We start from the raw sequence: 15,031 nt of genomic DNA, 5'->3' as shown, positions 1-15,031 counted from the left end.
CTCAGCATGAGCATGCCCAGCAGGTGCCCGGCGTGGCGATCAGTACCACGATCGAGCGATCACGAACCGAGGAAGATCGGACTTAACGCCCTCTGAGGGCGGGGCGTTCGCACAGGTCCAGCAGGAAGTACGTGCCCTCCTCGGTGCGGACTTCGAACGCGGCGACGCGCCGGTGGAGTTCAGCCGCGACGCCTACGGATATTCGTGGCTGCTCTCCCGCCGCGACCCCGGCGACCTGACCAGCCTGGTCAACGATCTGCACGCGGTGAACACCGCCCTTCAGGACAGCGGCTTCGGTCCACAGCTGCTCTGCTCCCTGGTCACCTTCCACGACGCCGAGCTGCGTTCCCTCGCGCTCGTCTATCTCTACAAGCGCGGCACCTTCTACCCGTTCGCTCCGCTGCCCGGAGACAGGCGCGACAATCCGCTGGAACTCCAGGTCAAGGCTGTGATCAAGGACGATCTGCAGATCGAGAAGGACCTGACCCGCTGGTTCCCGCTCTGGGGCGCCCCCGGCCTATGAGGGGCGAGCCTGTTGCTGTGCAGAGGGCGAGAAAGGAAAGTCGCATGGTCGCTCACGAGAGGGGTTCTCGGCGCCACCTGCCACCATGCGCGTGATATCGCCGCACCGAGGCTCGTTCGGGGTTGGCGTCGCGGTTCTCCTTGCGTCGTGGATCCACCTGTCATACCCACCCTGGCGCCCGTCGGCGCGCTCTCCGAGTGCCGGACGGGCCCGGAGAAGGGGCCGAACGGGGCACGGCTTCCAGGGGCCTACCGGCCCCTCCGGCGCACAGCTGCAACGTCACAGCGCTCCCGAGCCGGGTCACGTCGCGGCCCGCATGCGCGGCAGGACGATCTGGGGTACTCCTCGAATGAGAGGAAGGGGAGTGCTTCGGCCCTCGGTCGCCGACGCTCGCGCGTCCCTTCCTGCGCCGTTCGAGAGTGAGGCAGTTGCCATGGAGCCAGTCGTCACGGTCGGCCTGGACGGCTCGCCCGAGAGCATGGCGGCCGCTCGCTGGGCCGCCGACGAGGCCGAGCGGCGCAAGGTCACTCTGCGCCTGATGCATACCTGGCCCATGCTCGCGCCCGAGCCGGTCCGCGCCGCGTCGGAGATCGATCACTTCCTCGGCTCCGTCAGCATGGCCGTCGTGGCCCGGGCCACGCGGCCCGTGGTCCTGGTCCGTGCCGAGGTCCGCGAGCGGGGCTCGTCCCCCGCCTTCCGTAGCGTCGTGGTCGCGCTGAAGCCGCACGGCCCGTGCGACGGCCTGCTCGCCTTCGCCTACGAGGCCGCCGCAGCCCGCGGCGTGCCCCTCCAGGTCGTCCATGGCCGAAGTCTGCCGCTCCACGCGCACACCCCCTGGGGCCTGGATCATGACGCCGCCAAGGAGATCACGGAGGAAGCGCAGAAGCAGCTGGCGCAGATCCTCCGCCCCTGGCGCGAGAAGTTCCCCGGTGTGGAGCCGGTCGACGCGATCCGCCTCGCAAGCCCTGCCGAGGCTGTCGTGCGCGCTGCCGAGGGAGCCGATCTGCTGGTCGGCGGCCGGCGCACGCACCGTCCCGCCCTCGCACCACGTCTCGGTCCCGTAGCCCACGCCGCGCTGCACCACGCGCGCTGCCCTGTCGCCGTCGTCCCCCATGACTGAGCCGACCCCGCTGAACGAGCTGATCGCGACGGTGCGCCAGGAGGACACTGCCACGCTCCGGCCGGGCGCCTCTGACACTGGCGCACTCCCACGGGCGGAGGTGCGCGAGACCCATACCGCCGTCGTGCTGTTCGTCGGCGATCGTGCCTACAAGCTCAAGAAGCCGGTCGACCTGAAGTTCCTGGACTACACCACCGTGGAGGCCCGGCGGGAGGCGTGCGAGCGGGAAGTCGCTCTCAACCGCCGCTTCGCCCCGGACGTCTACCTGGGCGTGGGCGAGATTCGGGTCCCGGACACCGAGGCGCCCGAGCCTGTCGTGGCGATGCGCCGCCTGCCGGCCGAGCGTCGCCTGTCCCGGCTAGTACGGGAGGGCGCGGCTGTCGACGAAGCCCTGCGGGCCGTCGCCCGACTGCTCGCCACCCGCCATGCGAGCGCCCCCCACACGCCGGAGGTGGACGCGCAGGGCACCCGGGACGCCCTGTCGTCGCGCTGGGAAGCGAGCTTCGCGCAGGTCCGTGCGATGGCCGGAGAAGGCCGCGTGCCCGAGGGCGTGGCGGAGATCGAACAGTTGGTCCGCCGCTATCTCGCCGGCCGAGAGCCGCTGTTCGATATGCGCATCGAGCAGGGCAGGATCGTCGACGGCCACGGCGACCTGCTCACCGAGGACATCTTCTGCCTCGACGACGGCCCCCGCGTCCTGGACTGCCTGGAGTTCGACGACCAGCTGCGCTTCGTCGACGGTATCGACGACGCCGCCTTCCTCGCCATGGACCTGGAACAACTCGACGCCCCGGAGCAGGCGGCATTCTTCCTCGCCCGGTACAGCGAGTACTCCGGCGATCCCGCACCCCCCTCTCTGCGGCACCACTACGTCGCCTACCGCGCCTTCGTCCGCGCCAAGGTCTCCCTGATCCAGGCCCGCCAGGGCGCGCCGGACGCCAACCTCGCCGCACGGCGGCTGATCACGTCGGCCCTGCGGCACCTGCGCGCCTCCGCCATCGGACTCACTCTGGTGGGAGGACTCCCCGGCAGCGGGAAGTCCACGCTCTCCGGTGCGCTGGCCGATCGTCTGGGCGTCACACTGCTCAGCAGCGACCGGCTCCGAAAGGAACTCGCCGGCATCCCGGCGGAACGGCCCTCTGCCGCCCCCTACGGCGAGGGCCTGTACACACCCGAGTGGACCGCCACGACCTACGCGGCCCTGCTGGAACGCGCAGCCACCCTGCTGTCCCGCGGCGAGTCCGTCGTCCTGGACGCCACCTGGTCGAGCGCCGAACAGCGCGAAGCCGCCCGGCGCGTGGCGGAACGCACCCATGCCGACCTCGTGGCCCTGCATTGCCAGGTCCCGGACGAGATGACGGCGGCCCGCCTGCAACACCGCGCCGCCGGACCGTCCGACGCCGACCTCGACGTGGCCACCGCCATCGCGGCGCGAGAGCCTCCGTGGACAGAAGCCGTCGTGATCGACACCAGCGGCCCCTTGGAGGCCGCGGTCTCCCAAGCGCTGACAGCCGTACGCCCGCACGACACCGGCCCCCTCGTCTTCCGCCGCCCCTACATGGAGGCGGGCTAGCAGCGGAAGACGGCGATGCGACCGACCCAGCACGAGTCACCCCGTCGAACGGGGGAGCCCGCCCCCCGTTCACCGCAAGAAGGGAGACGTCATGACCGAGAACATCCCCCCGAACGAGCACGAGAGGCTGCGCACCCTGGAGGTCCAGGTGCAGGTCCTGGCTCAGGCTGTCAGAGCGCTCGCCGAAGGGCTGAAGGAGATCCCCTCGGAGGACGCCGACAGGGAGAAGGAGGCGGCTCGCGGCGCCCGGCTGGCACACGAACTGCTCCTGCCTCAGGGACTGTAGGAACCGGGCCGATGAAGGTATCCGAAGCGATGAGCCGTCCGGCGGTGTCCGTGCCCACAAGGACACCGCTGAGACAGGTCGCCCGAGAGATGGCCGAGTACGGGGTCGGTTCCGTGATCGTCACCGAGGGCGACACCCTCCGAGGCATCGTCACCGACCGCGACCTCGCGCTGGCCGCTCTGGCAAGAAGCCTCGACGCGGACGAGATGATCGATTCGGTGATGACCTCGCCCGTGATCACGGTTGATGTCACCGATGACATCCACGTGGCCTACCGAACCTTCCGCAGGTCCGGGTTCCGTCGCCTTCCCGTCCTGGACGGTCACCGGGTCGTGGGCGTCCTGACCGTGGACGACATGCTCATCGACGTCTTCCAACGGTTGGCCGACCTCCTGGGCCCGGTGGCCCGGAGCGTCCTGGAGGAACAACCCGGGCCGCCCTCCGCGGACCCCCGCTCACGCGGGGCCTGACAGTTTGGATGTCCTCGGCGTCGTTCGGGGGCCTGACTCCGGGTCCGACTGACGTTTCGGCTGTCCGTCTGTTGAGCCGCGAACGGCATCACGGTCGTCGAGGTCGGCCGGCCGGACCGCAAGGCCAGGCGGGGCCCACGGCAAGTCCGACCCGATCGACGCCTACGCGGTGGCCACGCCGTCCTGTCCGGCCGCGCGAGCGGAACACCGAAGAGCCGGGACGGGATCGTGGAAGCGATCCGCGCGCTGCGTGTGGTCCGCAACAGCGCGGCCGAGACAGCACTGCGCCGCCTCGCCGGCGCTACCAGACCCTTCAACAGGAGATCGAAGAAGCCGAAGCGGACCTGACTCCCCTCGTGACCCGGGCGGCACCCAGCCTCGTCACACTGCCCGGGGTGGGCACGGAGACGGCCGGTCAACTGCTGACCACTGCGGGAGACAAGCCCGACCGGCTGCCGTCCGCGTCATCCAGATCGCTCCGTCGATCGACGCCCGGTCCCAGCATCACGGCATCCGCCGAGGTGGTTCGCCTCCGGAGGAGTGCGGTCAGGCATCATGCTGTTGGTCGCGGCCCGGCCCGAGCCGCCCGTATAGCAGCACGACGACCGGGGCCGGACACGTGCCGACGAGGTTGTCAATGCCGTACGACCACACTGTCAAGCTGGCGGGGACCTTCGAGGAGACCGTGGAGGCCGTTCGCCGTGCACTGGCGGAGCAGGGCTTCGGCATCCTGACCGAGATCGACGTCCAGGCCACGCTCAAGGCGAAGCTCGACCACGACATGGAGCCCTGTCTGATCCTCCGGGCATGCAATCCCCCGCTCGCCCGACAGGCGCTGGACGCCGACCGCTCGGTCGGGCTGCTCCTGCCCTGCAATGTCGTGGTCCGCACCGACGGCGACCAGGCGTTCGTCCAGGCGATGGCCCCCTCCGCCATGGTCGCTCTCACCGGCGTCGACGCCATGGCCCCGGTCGCGGAGGAGGCTACTCGCCGCCTCGACGCCGCACCCGCCTTCCTCGCGGAAGGCGGTGCGCGAGCGGGCCAACGCCGTGCCGGCCGACCTGCCCTCCGCGAGGGCCGGTCGCCCGTGGCAGGCCGTCAGTCCGCGGGGCCGCGGGCGGGCAGGGCCGTGAGCTGCCTTGCGATGTCGTCCGCCCATGCCTCGACCGCCGCCCAGTCCCGGTGGTCTCCGTAGCGACAGCCGAGCAGACGGAAGAGCACAGCCCCCTTGCGGTCCAGGTGTTCGCGCCGGATCACGCCCGAGAAGCGTCGATGCTCCCGGGGATTGACGACATCGACGAGCGCGGCGACACGCGGCTGCACGGCGCGGTCGGCCAGCAGGTGCAAGAGCCTGGGCAGGGCGGCGGACATCCCGACGCTGAACATCCACACCGGCTGCTCACGCAACCCCTCGGCGCAGACCCGGACGGCGGCCTCCGCCGTAGGCAGCCAGGCTCCGTCATGAACCGCGCTCCCCATGACGAACGCGTCGGCCCGCGGGAGCCCCTGCCCGCCGAGGGCCGAGGTCAGCGCCCGAACGTCGACATGGTGGCCGTGAGTTCTCAGCCGAGCGCCGATCCGTGAGGCGATCTCCTGCGTGGAGTGATGCTCGGAGGCGTACAGGACGCGTACGAATACCATGGTTCTGCCTCCGTATGCTTGGTCCGCCGCGAAGGCGGCGACACGAAGCGGAAGAAGTAGGTCCGGGAAGTCCTCTCCGGAAGGCCGCGCAGTCGACCGCCGCATCCGCCCGGACTGTCTGCGGCTCTTCCGTGATCGCCTCCTCGGTCGCACGAGTCCGGACACGCAGAGGCGGACGTCCCACGTGCAGGACCGGCGTTTCCTGATCCATCGGCAGGACATTGCACGCGTTCGCCCGACCTCTGCACGCCGACGTGGACGTAGGCGCATTACGCGCCCCGGCCTCCCCCGCGGCCGCGGGGGACGCTCGTCATCAGCCACGTGACGGTGCGGCTGACGTCCGACGCGGAGACGATGCCGACCAGCCTCTTCCGGTCGAGCACCAGGGCCCGATGCTCGGCGCCCGGCCGCAGGCGCGGCAGCAGATCCGCCAGGGGATCGTCCGCGCCGACGACCGTGACCTCCGTCAGCGGCAGCATGACCCGCTCCACCGTCACGGCGTGCTGCCGGTCCTCCGGAACCTTCCTGGCCAAGTCCAGAGTCATGAGGCCGACGGGCGCGGAGCCGTGGCCGGTCACCGGAAAGGCCGAATGGCGAAACCGGTAGGGCGGGTCGGCCAGGAAGGCCGCCACCGTGAGGCCTACGGGAACCGTGACCGGATCCGGTGTCATGGCCTGCCGTACCGGAATGCCGGCGAGAACGGCACGCAGCTGTGCCTGCTGCCCCTCCATGGTGGCCGCGGCGACCAGGAACCAGCCGATCATCGTCAGCCACAGTCCGCCGAAGACGTCTCCCCGCACGAACAGGAACAACCCCACCACCGTCAGGAACCAGCCGAAAGCTCGACCGGCCGCCGTCGCGCCCGCGGTCGCGCGCAGCCGATCTCCCGTACGCCACCACAGGAAGGCACGCAGCAGGCGCCCGCCGTCCAGCGGAGCGGCCGGAATGACGTTGAACACCGCCAGCAGGATGTTGATCGCCGCGAGCCACGCCAGCGCCTCGACGGCCAGCCCCGGCGCGGCCGTCGTGTCGAGCAGCCACGCGGCAAGCGTGAAGAGCCCGCCCAGAACGAGGCTGACCAGGGGACCGACGCCCGCGATCCGCAGCTCCGCCGCCGGGTTCGGCGCCTCCGCCTTGAGCCGTGCCACACCGCCGAGCAGCCACAGGACGATGTCGTCCACCTCGACCCCGTTACGCCGGGCGACGATCGCGTGCGCCAGCTCGTGCGCGAGCAGAGAAGCGAAGAAGACCACGGCGGCCGAGATCCCGGCCGCCCAGTACACCGGCCAGCCGTGGCCCGGGTGCGCCTCGGGCAGACGGCCCTCCGCGAGCCCGAAGGCGATCACGGCGAAAACGAGCAGAACGCTCCAGTGGACTCCGATCCGGATCCCAGCGATCCGTCCCGGAACGAACGTCGGCCGCATGGTGCTCTCCCCACGTCAGATGCGTGACGGGTCCACAGTCGCCGCCTCTCCCCCCACGGAGGCCGACGCCTGCGGACGGACTCCTCGTGTTCGGACTGCTCCCGAATCTGTCCGGCCTCTCCGTCGGGGGCGCCTCGTGCCGTGGGTGAGCCGTGCTCGCGCCTGCGCAGAACGCTTGGTTCGGCCGCCTCGTCGTGTGCCGCTACGCCGGCCGGCTTGCCCAGGTCGAATACGGGCTTGGGGGCGGGCGGCGCCGTGGCGGCGGCGGTCGCTTCGCGGGCGAGGAAGGCGCCGAGGTCACCGATGGTGCTCATCAGCGGTGCGGGGAAGAGCACGGTGGTTTTCTTGTCCACACCGATCTCGATCAAGCTCTGCAGGTTGCGAAGTTGCAGGGCGGGCGGGTGGGCCATCATCGTGTCGGAGGCATCCCCCGGGGCGGCAGCGGCCAGGGACTCGCCCTCAGCGCTGATGATCTTGGCGCGCTCCTCCCGCTCGGCCTCGGCCTGTCGGGCCGTCGCGCGCTTCATGGACTCCGGCAGCTGGATGTCCTTGAGCTCCACCAGCGTGACCTCGACACCCCGCTCCGTAGTGGTCACGTCAAGCATCTGACGGATGTCCAGGTTGATGCGGTCCGTCTCGGACGGCGTCCGGTCCAGCGTGTGCTGCCCGACGACCTGGGTGATGACGCCCTGGGACTGGATGGGCATAGTGACGATGCGCAGCGAGACCCGGTGCAGGACGTCGACGAACGGAATGATGAACCGCAGCCCGGGCTCGCGCGTGCCGGTCAGCCGGCCGAACCGGAAGAGGACGCCCCGCTCGTACTGCCGGACGATACGTACCGCCATCGCGAGCGTGATCAGTACCAGGGCGACCAGCACCACCACGACGGTAATCAGAATGGTCATGTATCGCTCCCGAGCAGGATGCGCTGCGGCGAGCGGCGGTCAGAACGAAGCATCGCCTGGGCCGGGCGTCTGTGGCGCAGAACCGTTTCCTGGTCCCTTTGCGAGGCTGCCCCACTGGAGCCGCCGTACGGTAGGGCCGACAGGGCCTGTATCGCCGCCGCCCGGCCCCATGGCCGCTCGTCCGCCGCCGGTGGCTCGGCGGCGGCGTGCCGTGAGGTCCGCGTGCGCCGGGTGGCTTCACGCTCCGGGTCAGCAGACGCTCCCCGACCAGCACGGCACCGGTGACCTCCACCGACGGCCGCCGCAGCCCGGAGCCGGTGGCGCCGGCCGGACCGGACCTCGGCCTCGGTCTCCCGTGTGGAGGGCGGCAAGCCGGGCGTCGAGCGGCGCGTACAAGCCGCAGTGATCGCCGCCCAGGTACACGAGCACGACGCTCCACCCCTCTGACGCCGACAGTCGCCGACAGTCGCCGACAGTCGCCGACAGTCGCCGTAGCGGTATCACCTCCGTCCAGTCGGGTGCCGGACGGCTTCTCAGCGGCACCGACAGCTCACCGCCCAAGGTTCGCCGCGCGCTCGGCGAGGTTCCTCAAACCCCAGCGTCCGCCGCCCCCCGGAACGCCGGCACCGTTCGGCCACGGCCCGGGACCGTTCGGCCCTGTTCCAGCGACAGCAGTCACCCGGAAGGTGAGGGGGTGGTGACCACCTCGCCGGTTCCGTAGCGAACCACCACTGGAGAGGACAAACCCGCCATGACGCTCCCACGTCCCGACGCGGCGCTGGTGACCTCGCTCGTCGATGACGCGGTGACCGCCCCCTCCCTGCAGAACGCCCAGCCGTGGCGATTCCTCCACCGGGTGAACGGCGAGACCATCGAGGTGTACGGCGACCCCGCGCGTACCCTGCCAACAGCCGACTCTCAGCACCGCGCCCTCCACCTGGGGTGTGGTGCCGCCGTCTTCAACATGCGGGTGGGGGCGGCCCGGCGGGGCTGGGGGGCGTCCGTACGGCATTTGCCCGACCCCGACAGCCCCTTGTTCCTCGCGGAGGTGACGCTCCACAAGGCCACCGATCCCGTCATGGACGACGCCCTCGCCGTCCTTCAGCCGGTGCTGCGCCGCCGCCACAGCAGCCGCTTCCCCTACGCCGACGAACACGTCCCGCAGGCGGTTCTCGACGCACTGCGGTTCGCCGCCCTGCTCGAAGGCAGTCGGCTGCTCACACCCGGCCCTTGGCACACCGACACCGTGCTCGACCTCGTACACGACTCCGAGCTGGTCGAGGCCATGGATACGGGTCTGCGTGCCGAACTCGCCTCCTGGGCCCACACCGGGACCGGCAGGCCCGGCTCGGTGCCCGCAGGAATCCCGTCCGATGCCATCGGGGCGCCGCAGCGCGGAACGAATGCCCCCGCACCGGAGTTCGACGCGCCACGGCGCCCCACGGGCCGCGAATCGGCGCGGTTCGAGGAGCGGCCGCAGATCCTCCTGCTCGGCACCGAGGACGACCGGCCCGCGGACTGGCTACGGGCCGGCCAGGGGATGCAGCGCGTACTGCTCCAGGCCACCTTGGACGGCCTCGCCACATCCGTGATCTCCCAGCCACTGGAGTGGCCGCAGTTGCGGGCGGTCACGCGGGATCCGCACTCGACGGTGGGCTGCGTACACATGATCATCCGTATCGGATACGGCCCCGCTGGACAGGCCACGCCCCGCAGACCGGTGTCGGACGTGCTCGACTTCGTCTGAGCGACATCCCTCCTCCGGTCGACGGAGCTGGAGGGTCAACCCCAGGAGGCACGCCATGAACATCCCGAGAACGACGCGAAGTGAGCCAGGGGTGAACGGCCTCGTCGATGTGAGGTGCCGCCCCACAGTTTACGGACACGACAGGAGCTGAGTGGCGTGTCGAACGTGACGACCACCGACCTCTACGAGGTCACCATGGCCCTCTCCTACCTCCGCGAGGGCATGCGATCACCTGCCACGTTCAGCCTCTTCGTACGGGATCTGCCGCCGGAGCGGGGATTCCTCGTCGCCGCCGGTCTGGAGCCCGCGCTCGACTACCTCTCGGGCTTCACGGTCGGCCCGGCGGACGTCAGGGACTTCGCCGAAGCGCTGCACCGCCGGGAGCAGGACCTGCACCCGCTCGTCGGGCTCCGTTTCGACGGCGAGGTGCGGGCCCTACCGGAGGGAACGATCGTCCTCGCCGGCGAGCCGCTCCTCGAGGTGACCGCACCGCTTCCGCAGGCACAGCTCGTCGAGACGTATCTGCTCTCCCTGATCTGCCACCAGACCGCCGTCGCCTCGAAGGCCGCCCGCTGTGTGCTCGCGGCCTCGGGACGTCCGGTGATCGACTTCTCGCTGCGCCGCAGCCACGGCCCGCAGGCCGGCCTGGCCTCGGCACGCCTCGGAGCACTGGTGGGGTTCGCGGGCACGAGCAACGTGGCCGCCGCCATCCGATACGGAATTCCCGCGTCCGGCACGATGGCCCACTCGTACGTCGAGGCGTTCCCGAACGAACTCGACGCCTTCCGCGCCTTCGCCCGGGCGCACCCCGGGCCCGTCACGCTGCTCGTCGACACATACGACACCGAGCGTGGCACCCGGGCCGCCGCGCGCGTCCTGGAGAAGCTGGGAGCTCCGGACGGTTGCGCAATCCGTCTCGACAGCGGCGACCTCGCCATGCTCGCGCGGCGCGCCCGCACCCTCCTCGACGAGGCGGGACTGCCGCGGGTGCGGATCATCGCCAGCGGCGGCCTCGACGAATACGCAGTCGACGCCCTCGTACGGTCCGGCGCGCCGATCGACGTGTACGCCGTCGGCACGAAGATGGGCGTTTCCGCCGACGCCCCGTACCTTGACGCGGCCTACAAGCTCGTCGCGTACGACGGACGACCGGTCATGAAGCTGTCGTCCCACAAGGTCACGGCCCCTGCACCCAAGCAGGTCTTCCGCCGACCGGACCTCCTGGACGTGATCGGACTGCGCGACGAGCCGATCCTTGCCGGCGCGGAGCCACTGCTACGAACCGTGATGCGGAACGGTCGCAGAGTCGGGCCGCGTCCGTCCCTCGCCTCCGACCGCACCCGCTTCGAGACGGGCCTCGAACAAGTACCGGAGGCGGCGCGCCGAATCGACGGACCGCAGGCACCGGTGGCCTCCGTGTCGCCGCGTCTGGCGGCCCTGACGGACAAGGTGAGGCGGCGCGTGGCCGCCACGACCGGGAGTGACACGCCATGAGGCATCGCAGCGTCGCCGATCTGATGACCCCCGCCTCGGTGAGCGTCCGCCCCGACGCTTCCCTGAGGGAGATCGCCCGGCTGCTCGACGAGTTCGATATCACCGCCGTGTGCGTCGTCGACGAGGCCGACCACCCGCTCGGCGTGGTCTCCGAACGCGATCTCGTCCGCCGCCAGGCGGACGGCGGTGGAGGAAGCACCGCCGGGGAACTCATGACGAGCCCCGCAGTGGTGGCACGGCCCGAGTGGAGCGTGGTGCGCGCGGTCCGGGTCATGGACCGGCAGGGCGTCAAGCGGCTGCCGGTCGTGGACGCGCAGGGAGCGGTCCTGGGCGTGCTGAGCCGCAGTGACCTGATCCAGCTCTTCCTGCGGCGCGATCACGCGATCCAGGAGGAGATCGTCGAGGACGTCCTCACCCACACCCTGCGTCTGCCTCCCTCCGCCGTGAACGTCGAGGTCGCCGACGGCATCGTGACCCTCAGTGGCGTTCTGCCGCGCCGCGGTCTGACGCCGGTGGTCATGCGGCTTTGCGGCAGCGTGGACGGCGTCGCGGGTGTCGTCGACCGGCTGCGGTCCGACGACTGAGGTCGGCGACGGCGGGGACAGGACCGCCGAACGCGCCGGCGGGGGCGCCGCCACGTCGCGGATGACCCTCGCGTATGACCACCGTTGCCAGGAAGGTCTGGCGACGGTTCTTCGGCCCGGGCATCCCCCACGTGCTCGGCCCGGGACGGGACGGGACCGAACGGCCCACGCCGTCGGCGGGCAGCCGCCACCAGCGGAACGCGGCCGACGGATCGGCCAGGTTGAGCATGACGTGCGTCCGGGTGGCCGGAAGGTCCGCGAGGTCGGTCTCGGTCTCCTCGTACGCGAGCGAGCCCTCGTACACCCGGCCCCGCTCGCCCTCGGCACACGAGACGGTCACCGCCGCGCCGTCGCGCGGGAGACGCGTGCCGTCGCCGGTGCCGACGACGGCGGGGACGCCGCCGGGCGGGAAGCGGTCGAGGTCGACGGGCGCGTCGAGCGCGACCACCGGGCCCTGGCCGATCGCCGCGCCGACGGCGATGCCCTCGACAAGCGGGCTGGGCCCGGGGGTGGCGGGCGGCGCCAGGGTCGCGGCGCGGCGTCGGGAGTGCACGGTCTCGGGGCGTGCCTGGACGGTCCAGAGCTCGCCGGTGAGGCCGTCCTTCGCTCATGCGAGGTCCATGGGGCACTCGTAGTACTGCTCGACGGCCGCGTCCCACTGGGCCAGGACGCGCACGTCGGCGTCGTCGAGGACGCGCGCGCCGCGTTCCGCGTCGGGAGTGTCGACGGTCCGGGTCAGACCGTCCTCGGCGTGGACGGCCTTGCGCCGCTTGGTCCCGATCCCCAGGTCGACGAGCGGATCGAGCGGGGAGTCCTTGAGGCTCGGCTTGAAGACCGTGTTACTCGTCGGGGTCGACCTGGCCGTTGACGACGGTCTCCCCCCAGGCCCCAGGCCGCGCTGACGACGATGACCTCAGGGAAGCCGCTCTCCGGGTCGAAGGTGAGGGCGACGCCGGCACCGGCCAGGTCGGAGCGGACCAAGAGCTGGACACCCACCGAAGCGCGACGGTGAGGTGGCCGTAGCCCATGCGTTCGCGGTAGTCCGGCGGCCGATGTCGCCGCGAGCGTGCGGGGTGGCGCCGGCCATCACCGTTCGCCCCTGGCCGAAGCGCCGTGGCCCTGCGGGACGACGGCCACCGGGCAGGCGGCGTGGTGGAGGGCCCGATGGGCGACCCGGCCCAGCTCCATGCCGATGTGGCCCTCGCGGCGCCGTGCTCCGACGACCAGCAGGTCCACCGCCGCCGACCGCTCGACGAGCGTCTTGTGCGCCGGGCCCTCGACCGTGGTGCGTCGCAGCCGCACCTCCGGATAGGCCCGGACAGCAGCCTCCACGGCCTTGTCGAGGAGCACGGTCGCCTGCTGCTCCTCGTCGTGCCCCCCCGGAAGCGTGACAGTTCGGCCAACGGCTCTCGCCGGGCATCGTGATGCAGCAGACTCATCCTCACGGCCTTCGTGCTGGACGTGTGTGTTCCTTGGTCGGAGCACATGTTCAGACGAACGTCTCTTCCACGTACGGCAGTTACCGGACCGAGTGATCAAGTACGACGCACCGTTCGAGGAGCGGCTTCTACCGGCGGCGCGGAGATCCGGGTCCGCAACGAGTGGACCAGCCGCCGGCCGGCGACAGCCGCACTCCACCTGCCCGCACGACGACAAGCCTGTCGTCTTCGAAAACGATTCGATCACCAGCAGCCAGGAAGAGCGGGCTCGCCAGCTCGAAGGCATACCCGTCGTCAGTCTCGAGGTCCTTCAACAGTACCAACCGCGAGGTCGGCGTGGCCCCGTCAGCTACCAGGCGCATGCCGAGATGCTCCCACGCAGCCTGAGATCACCACGACCCAATTCAGCGGCTGGCCAATGGCCCAGACGTTAAAGATCAAGCTAGGGCATGTGCCGAAAGTGGATCTTGAGGTGTGAATGATCAAGGTTCACGGGCCGGGGAGATCTCACGGACGGGCAGCGGGCGGTACTGGAGCCGCTGTTGCCGAAGGGCGCCAAGACGGGGCGGCCGCCCCTCTGGCCTCGGCGGCGCCGCCGCGCTTCGACCCGGTCGACTACCGTGAGCGCCACGCGGTCGAGTGCGGGATCAACCGCCTCAAGAGGCACCGCGCCGTCACCACCCGCTACGAAGCGACCGCCCTCGTCGCGGCCATCGACGAATGGCTGTGACGAAAGATGGCTGGTACGGGCGCACACAACGGGAACTCCCGGTCTTCCGTTGCCCGATCGCCCGTCTTTGCAGCACCGGGATTGCAGCCGGGCACGACGATACCTGAGTCGCCGCCACACCCACCGCCCCACGAATGAAGATCCACTTTCGATACGCGCCCCAACGGGATCGTGCACGGTGGGCACGCAGGCAGCGGCTGGCCGCTGCCGACCGGGTTGACGGAGCCCTGGGCCTCGGGCCCAGGGCTCCGCGGGCGGACACGGCCGACTGCCGTGCGCGCGGGAGCCGGGGTGGCCGGCTTCCCGCTCCGGAACGAGTACGCCGCATCCCTCGCATCCGGAGATCGTGGTCGACAGGGTGTCCGAGTGCGTGCTGCCCTTGTTCCGGACAACCTGTGGGAGCGGGTGGCGCCGTTGCTGCCGCCCGCTCCCGAACGCCGCCACCGCCACCCCGGGCGACTGCGCACGCCGGACAGGGCGGCCCTGGCCAGCATCATCTCCGTGCTGCGGACCGGTGTCGCGTGGCGCGAGGTACCCGCCGAGACCATGGGCCGCTCAGGGGCCACTGCCCGGCGAAGGCTGTGGGACTGGCGCAAGGCTGGCGTCTGGCCCCGCCTGCACGCAGCCGAGGCCGGGAACCGCACGCCTCGGTGCGACGCCCGAGATCGCGGCAAGGAACGGCCGGAGTTCAGTCTCTGTGATGTCCCGACGGTCGGGCGGTGGAGGGGCTGTCGATGTCGACCGGATGCCGGTCGCGGACAAGAACGGCGACCTGTCCTACTCGCGGACGATCACCGTCTCCCAGGCCGTCGCCGACAACATCACCAACCTGCACGTCGTCCAGCACGGCATCGACCCCAACGGCAACGGCACGTACGACTTCGGCAAGGGCAAGAGCGAGCTCGACCCCAGGCTGCCCCAGGAAGTCACTGCCCCCGCCACCTGCGGCACCATCGAAGGCCACTCCGGCGCCTCCATGGGCAAGAACTACTAAGTGTATTGACCTGCAGGGTTGTTGACACGGCTGATGGGTGGGTGTCCGTCGAGTGCGGTGTGGCAGCGGTGGTGGTTGTAGGTGTGGAGGAAGTCTGC

General features: G+C 70.7%; 13 protein-coding genes and 7 pseudogenes. 12 read left to right on the top strand and 8 right to left on the bottom strand.

The features are described 5' to 3' along the window. Positions 1-94: 94 nt before the first annotated feature. From ASD33_RS19420 to ASD33_RS34295, 6 genes and pseudogenes are all read left to right on the top strand, one after another. Positions 95-523, top strand: a pseudogene (locus ASD33_RS19420) (hypothetical protein); the annotation flags it as partial. Positions 524-956: 433 nt separating this feature from the next. Further along, a complete protein-coding gene (locus ASD33_RS19415) occupies positions 957-1,643 on the top strand; it encodes a universal stress protein (RefSeq protein WP_056561818.1) in 687 nt (228 codons plus the stop codon). Positions 1,644-1,743: 100 nt separating this feature from the next. After that, positions 1,744-3,216, top strand: coding sequence for a bifunctional aminoglycoside phosphotransferase/ATP-binding protein (locus ASD33_RS19410; RefSeq protein WP_056561816.1), 1,473 nt, complete (start codon positions 1,744-1,746; stop codon positions 3,214-3,216). A 91-nt stretch (positions 3,217-3,307) separates the two neighbouring features. Further along, on the top strand, positions 3,308-3,502 hold the full coding sequence (locus ASD33_RS19405) for a hypothetical protein (RefSeq protein ID WP_056561815.1): 195 nt from the start codon (positions 3,308-3,310) through the stop codon (positions 3,500-3,502). An 11-nt stretch (positions 3,503-3,513) separates the two neighbouring features. Further along, positions 3,514-3,972, top strand: coding sequence for a CBS domain-containing protein (locus tag ASD33_RS19400; RefSeq protein ID WP_056561813.1), 459 nt, complete (start codon positions 3,514-3,516; stop codon positions 3,970-3,972). Between the two features lie 637 nt (positions 3,973-4,609). After that, a pseudogene (locus tag ASD33_RS34295) lies at positions 4,610-4,993 on the top strand (DUF302 domain-containing protein); the annotation flags it as partial. Positions 4,994-5,070: 77 nt separating this feature from the next. Here ASD33_RS34295 and ASD33_RS19390 read toward each other — a convergent pair. From ASD33_RS19390 to ASD33_RS19380, 3 genes are all read right to left on the bottom strand, one after another. Next, complete coding sequence (locus ASD33_RS19390) at positions 5,071-5,613, bottom strand: flavodoxin domain-containing protein (RefSeq protein WP_056561810.1); 543 nt, start codon at positions 5,611-5,613, stop codon at positions 5,071-5,073. Positions 5,614-5,882: 269 nt separating this feature from the next. Next, positions 5,883-6,896, bottom strand: coding sequence for a site-2 protease family protein (locus tag ASD33_RS19385; protein ID WP_242427100.1), 1,014 nt, complete (start codon positions 6,894-6,896; stop codon positions 5,883-5,885). Positions 6,897-6,955: 59 nt separating this feature from the next. Next, positions 6,956-7,945, bottom strand: coding sequence for an SPFH domain-containing protein (locus ASD33_RS19380; protein ID WP_242427099.1), 990 nt, complete (start codon positions 7,943-7,945; stop codon positions 6,956-6,958). A gap of 751 nt (positions 7,946-8,696) precedes the next feature. Here ASD33_RS19380 and ASD33_RS19375 point away from each other — a divergent pair. The 3 genes from ASD33_RS19375 to ASD33_RS19365 all read left to right on the top strand — a co-directional run bounded on the left by ASD33_RS19375 (position 8,697) and on the right by ASD33_RS19365 (position 11,770). After that, a complete protein-coding gene (locus ASD33_RS19375) occupies positions 8,697-9,692 on the top strand; it encodes a nitroreductase family protein (protein ID WP_056561806.1) in 996 nt (331 codons plus the stop codon). 156 nt (positions 9,693-9,848) lie between these two features. After that, positions 9,849-11,186: a nicotinate phosphoribosyltransferase gene (locus tag ASD33_RS19370; protein WP_056561805.1), complete on the top strand. Its 1,338-nt coding sequence runs from the start codon at positions 9,849-9,851 to the stop codon at positions 11,184-11,186. Then, positions 11,183-11,770 (top strand): CBS domain-containing protein, encoded by a 588-nt coding sequence (locus ASD33_RS19365; RefSeq protein ID WP_056561802.1) that lies wholly within the window; start codon positions 11,183-11,185, stop codon positions 11,768-11,770. The genes ASD33_RS19370 and ASD33_RS19365 overlap by 4 nt, the downstream gene beginning before the upstream one ends. Here ASD33_RS19365 and ASD33_RS36355 read toward each other — a convergent pair. The 4 genes and pseudogenes from ASD33_RS36355 to ASD33_RS36350 all read right to left on the bottom strand — a co-directional run. Further along, positions 11,703-12,323: a hypothetical protein gene (locus ASD33_RS36355; protein WP_056561800.1), complete on the bottom strand. Its 621-nt coding sequence runs from the start codon at positions 12,321-12,323 to the stop codon at positions 11,703-11,705. The two genes, ASD33_RS19365 and ASD33_RS36355, sit on opposite strands and share 68 nt — an antisense overlap. A 54-nt stretch (positions 12,324-12,377) precedes the next feature. Next, entirely contained in the window at positions 12,378-12,662 is a 285-nt protein-coding gene (locus tag ASD33_RS36810) for a PEP/pyruvate-binding domain-containing protein (protein ID WP_277922093.1), read from the bottom strand. 44 nt (positions 12,663-12,706) lie between these two features. Then, positions 12,707-12,766, bottom strand: a pseudogene (locus ASD33_RS36805) (hypothetical protein); the annotation flags it as partial. A gap of 90 nt (positions 12,767-12,856) precedes the next feature. Next, positions 12,857-13,135 (bottom strand): annotated as a pseudogene (locus ASD33_RS36350) (universal stress protein); the annotation flags it as partial. A gap of 552 nt (positions 13,136-13,687) precedes the next feature. On the opposite strand from ASD33_RS36350, the gene ASD33_RS36345 reads away from it, so the two are divergent. The 3 genes and pseudogenes from ASD33_RS36345 to ASD33_RS19345 all read left to right on the top strand — a co-directional run. Next, entirely contained in the window at positions 13,688-13,939 is a 252-nt protein-coding gene (locus ASD33_RS36345; protein WP_242427091.1) for a hypothetical protein, read from the top strand. Positions 13,940-14,230: 291 nt separating this feature from the next. After that, a pseudogene (locus ASD33_RS34280) lies at positions 14,231-14,566 on the top strand (transposase); the annotation flags it as partial. A gap of 76 nt (positions 14,567-14,642) precedes the next feature. Further along, a pseudogene (locus ASD33_RS19345) lies at positions 14,643-14,933 on the top strand (hypothetical protein); the annotation flags it as partial. Here ASD33_RS19345 and ASD33_RS35045 read toward each other — a convergent pair. Further along, positions 14,930-15,031 (bottom strand): annotated as a pseudogene (locus ASD33_RS35045) (IS481 family transposase); the annotation flags it as partial. The pseudogenes ASD33_RS19345 and ASD33_RS35045 overlap by 4 nt on opposite strands.

The organism is Streptomyces sp. Root1304, from assembly GCF_001426405.1.
GTDB lineage: Bacteria > Actinomycetota > Actinomycetes > Streptomycetales > Streptomycetaceae > Streptomyces.
This window is presented reverse-complemented; position numbering and strand designations above follow the sequence as displayed.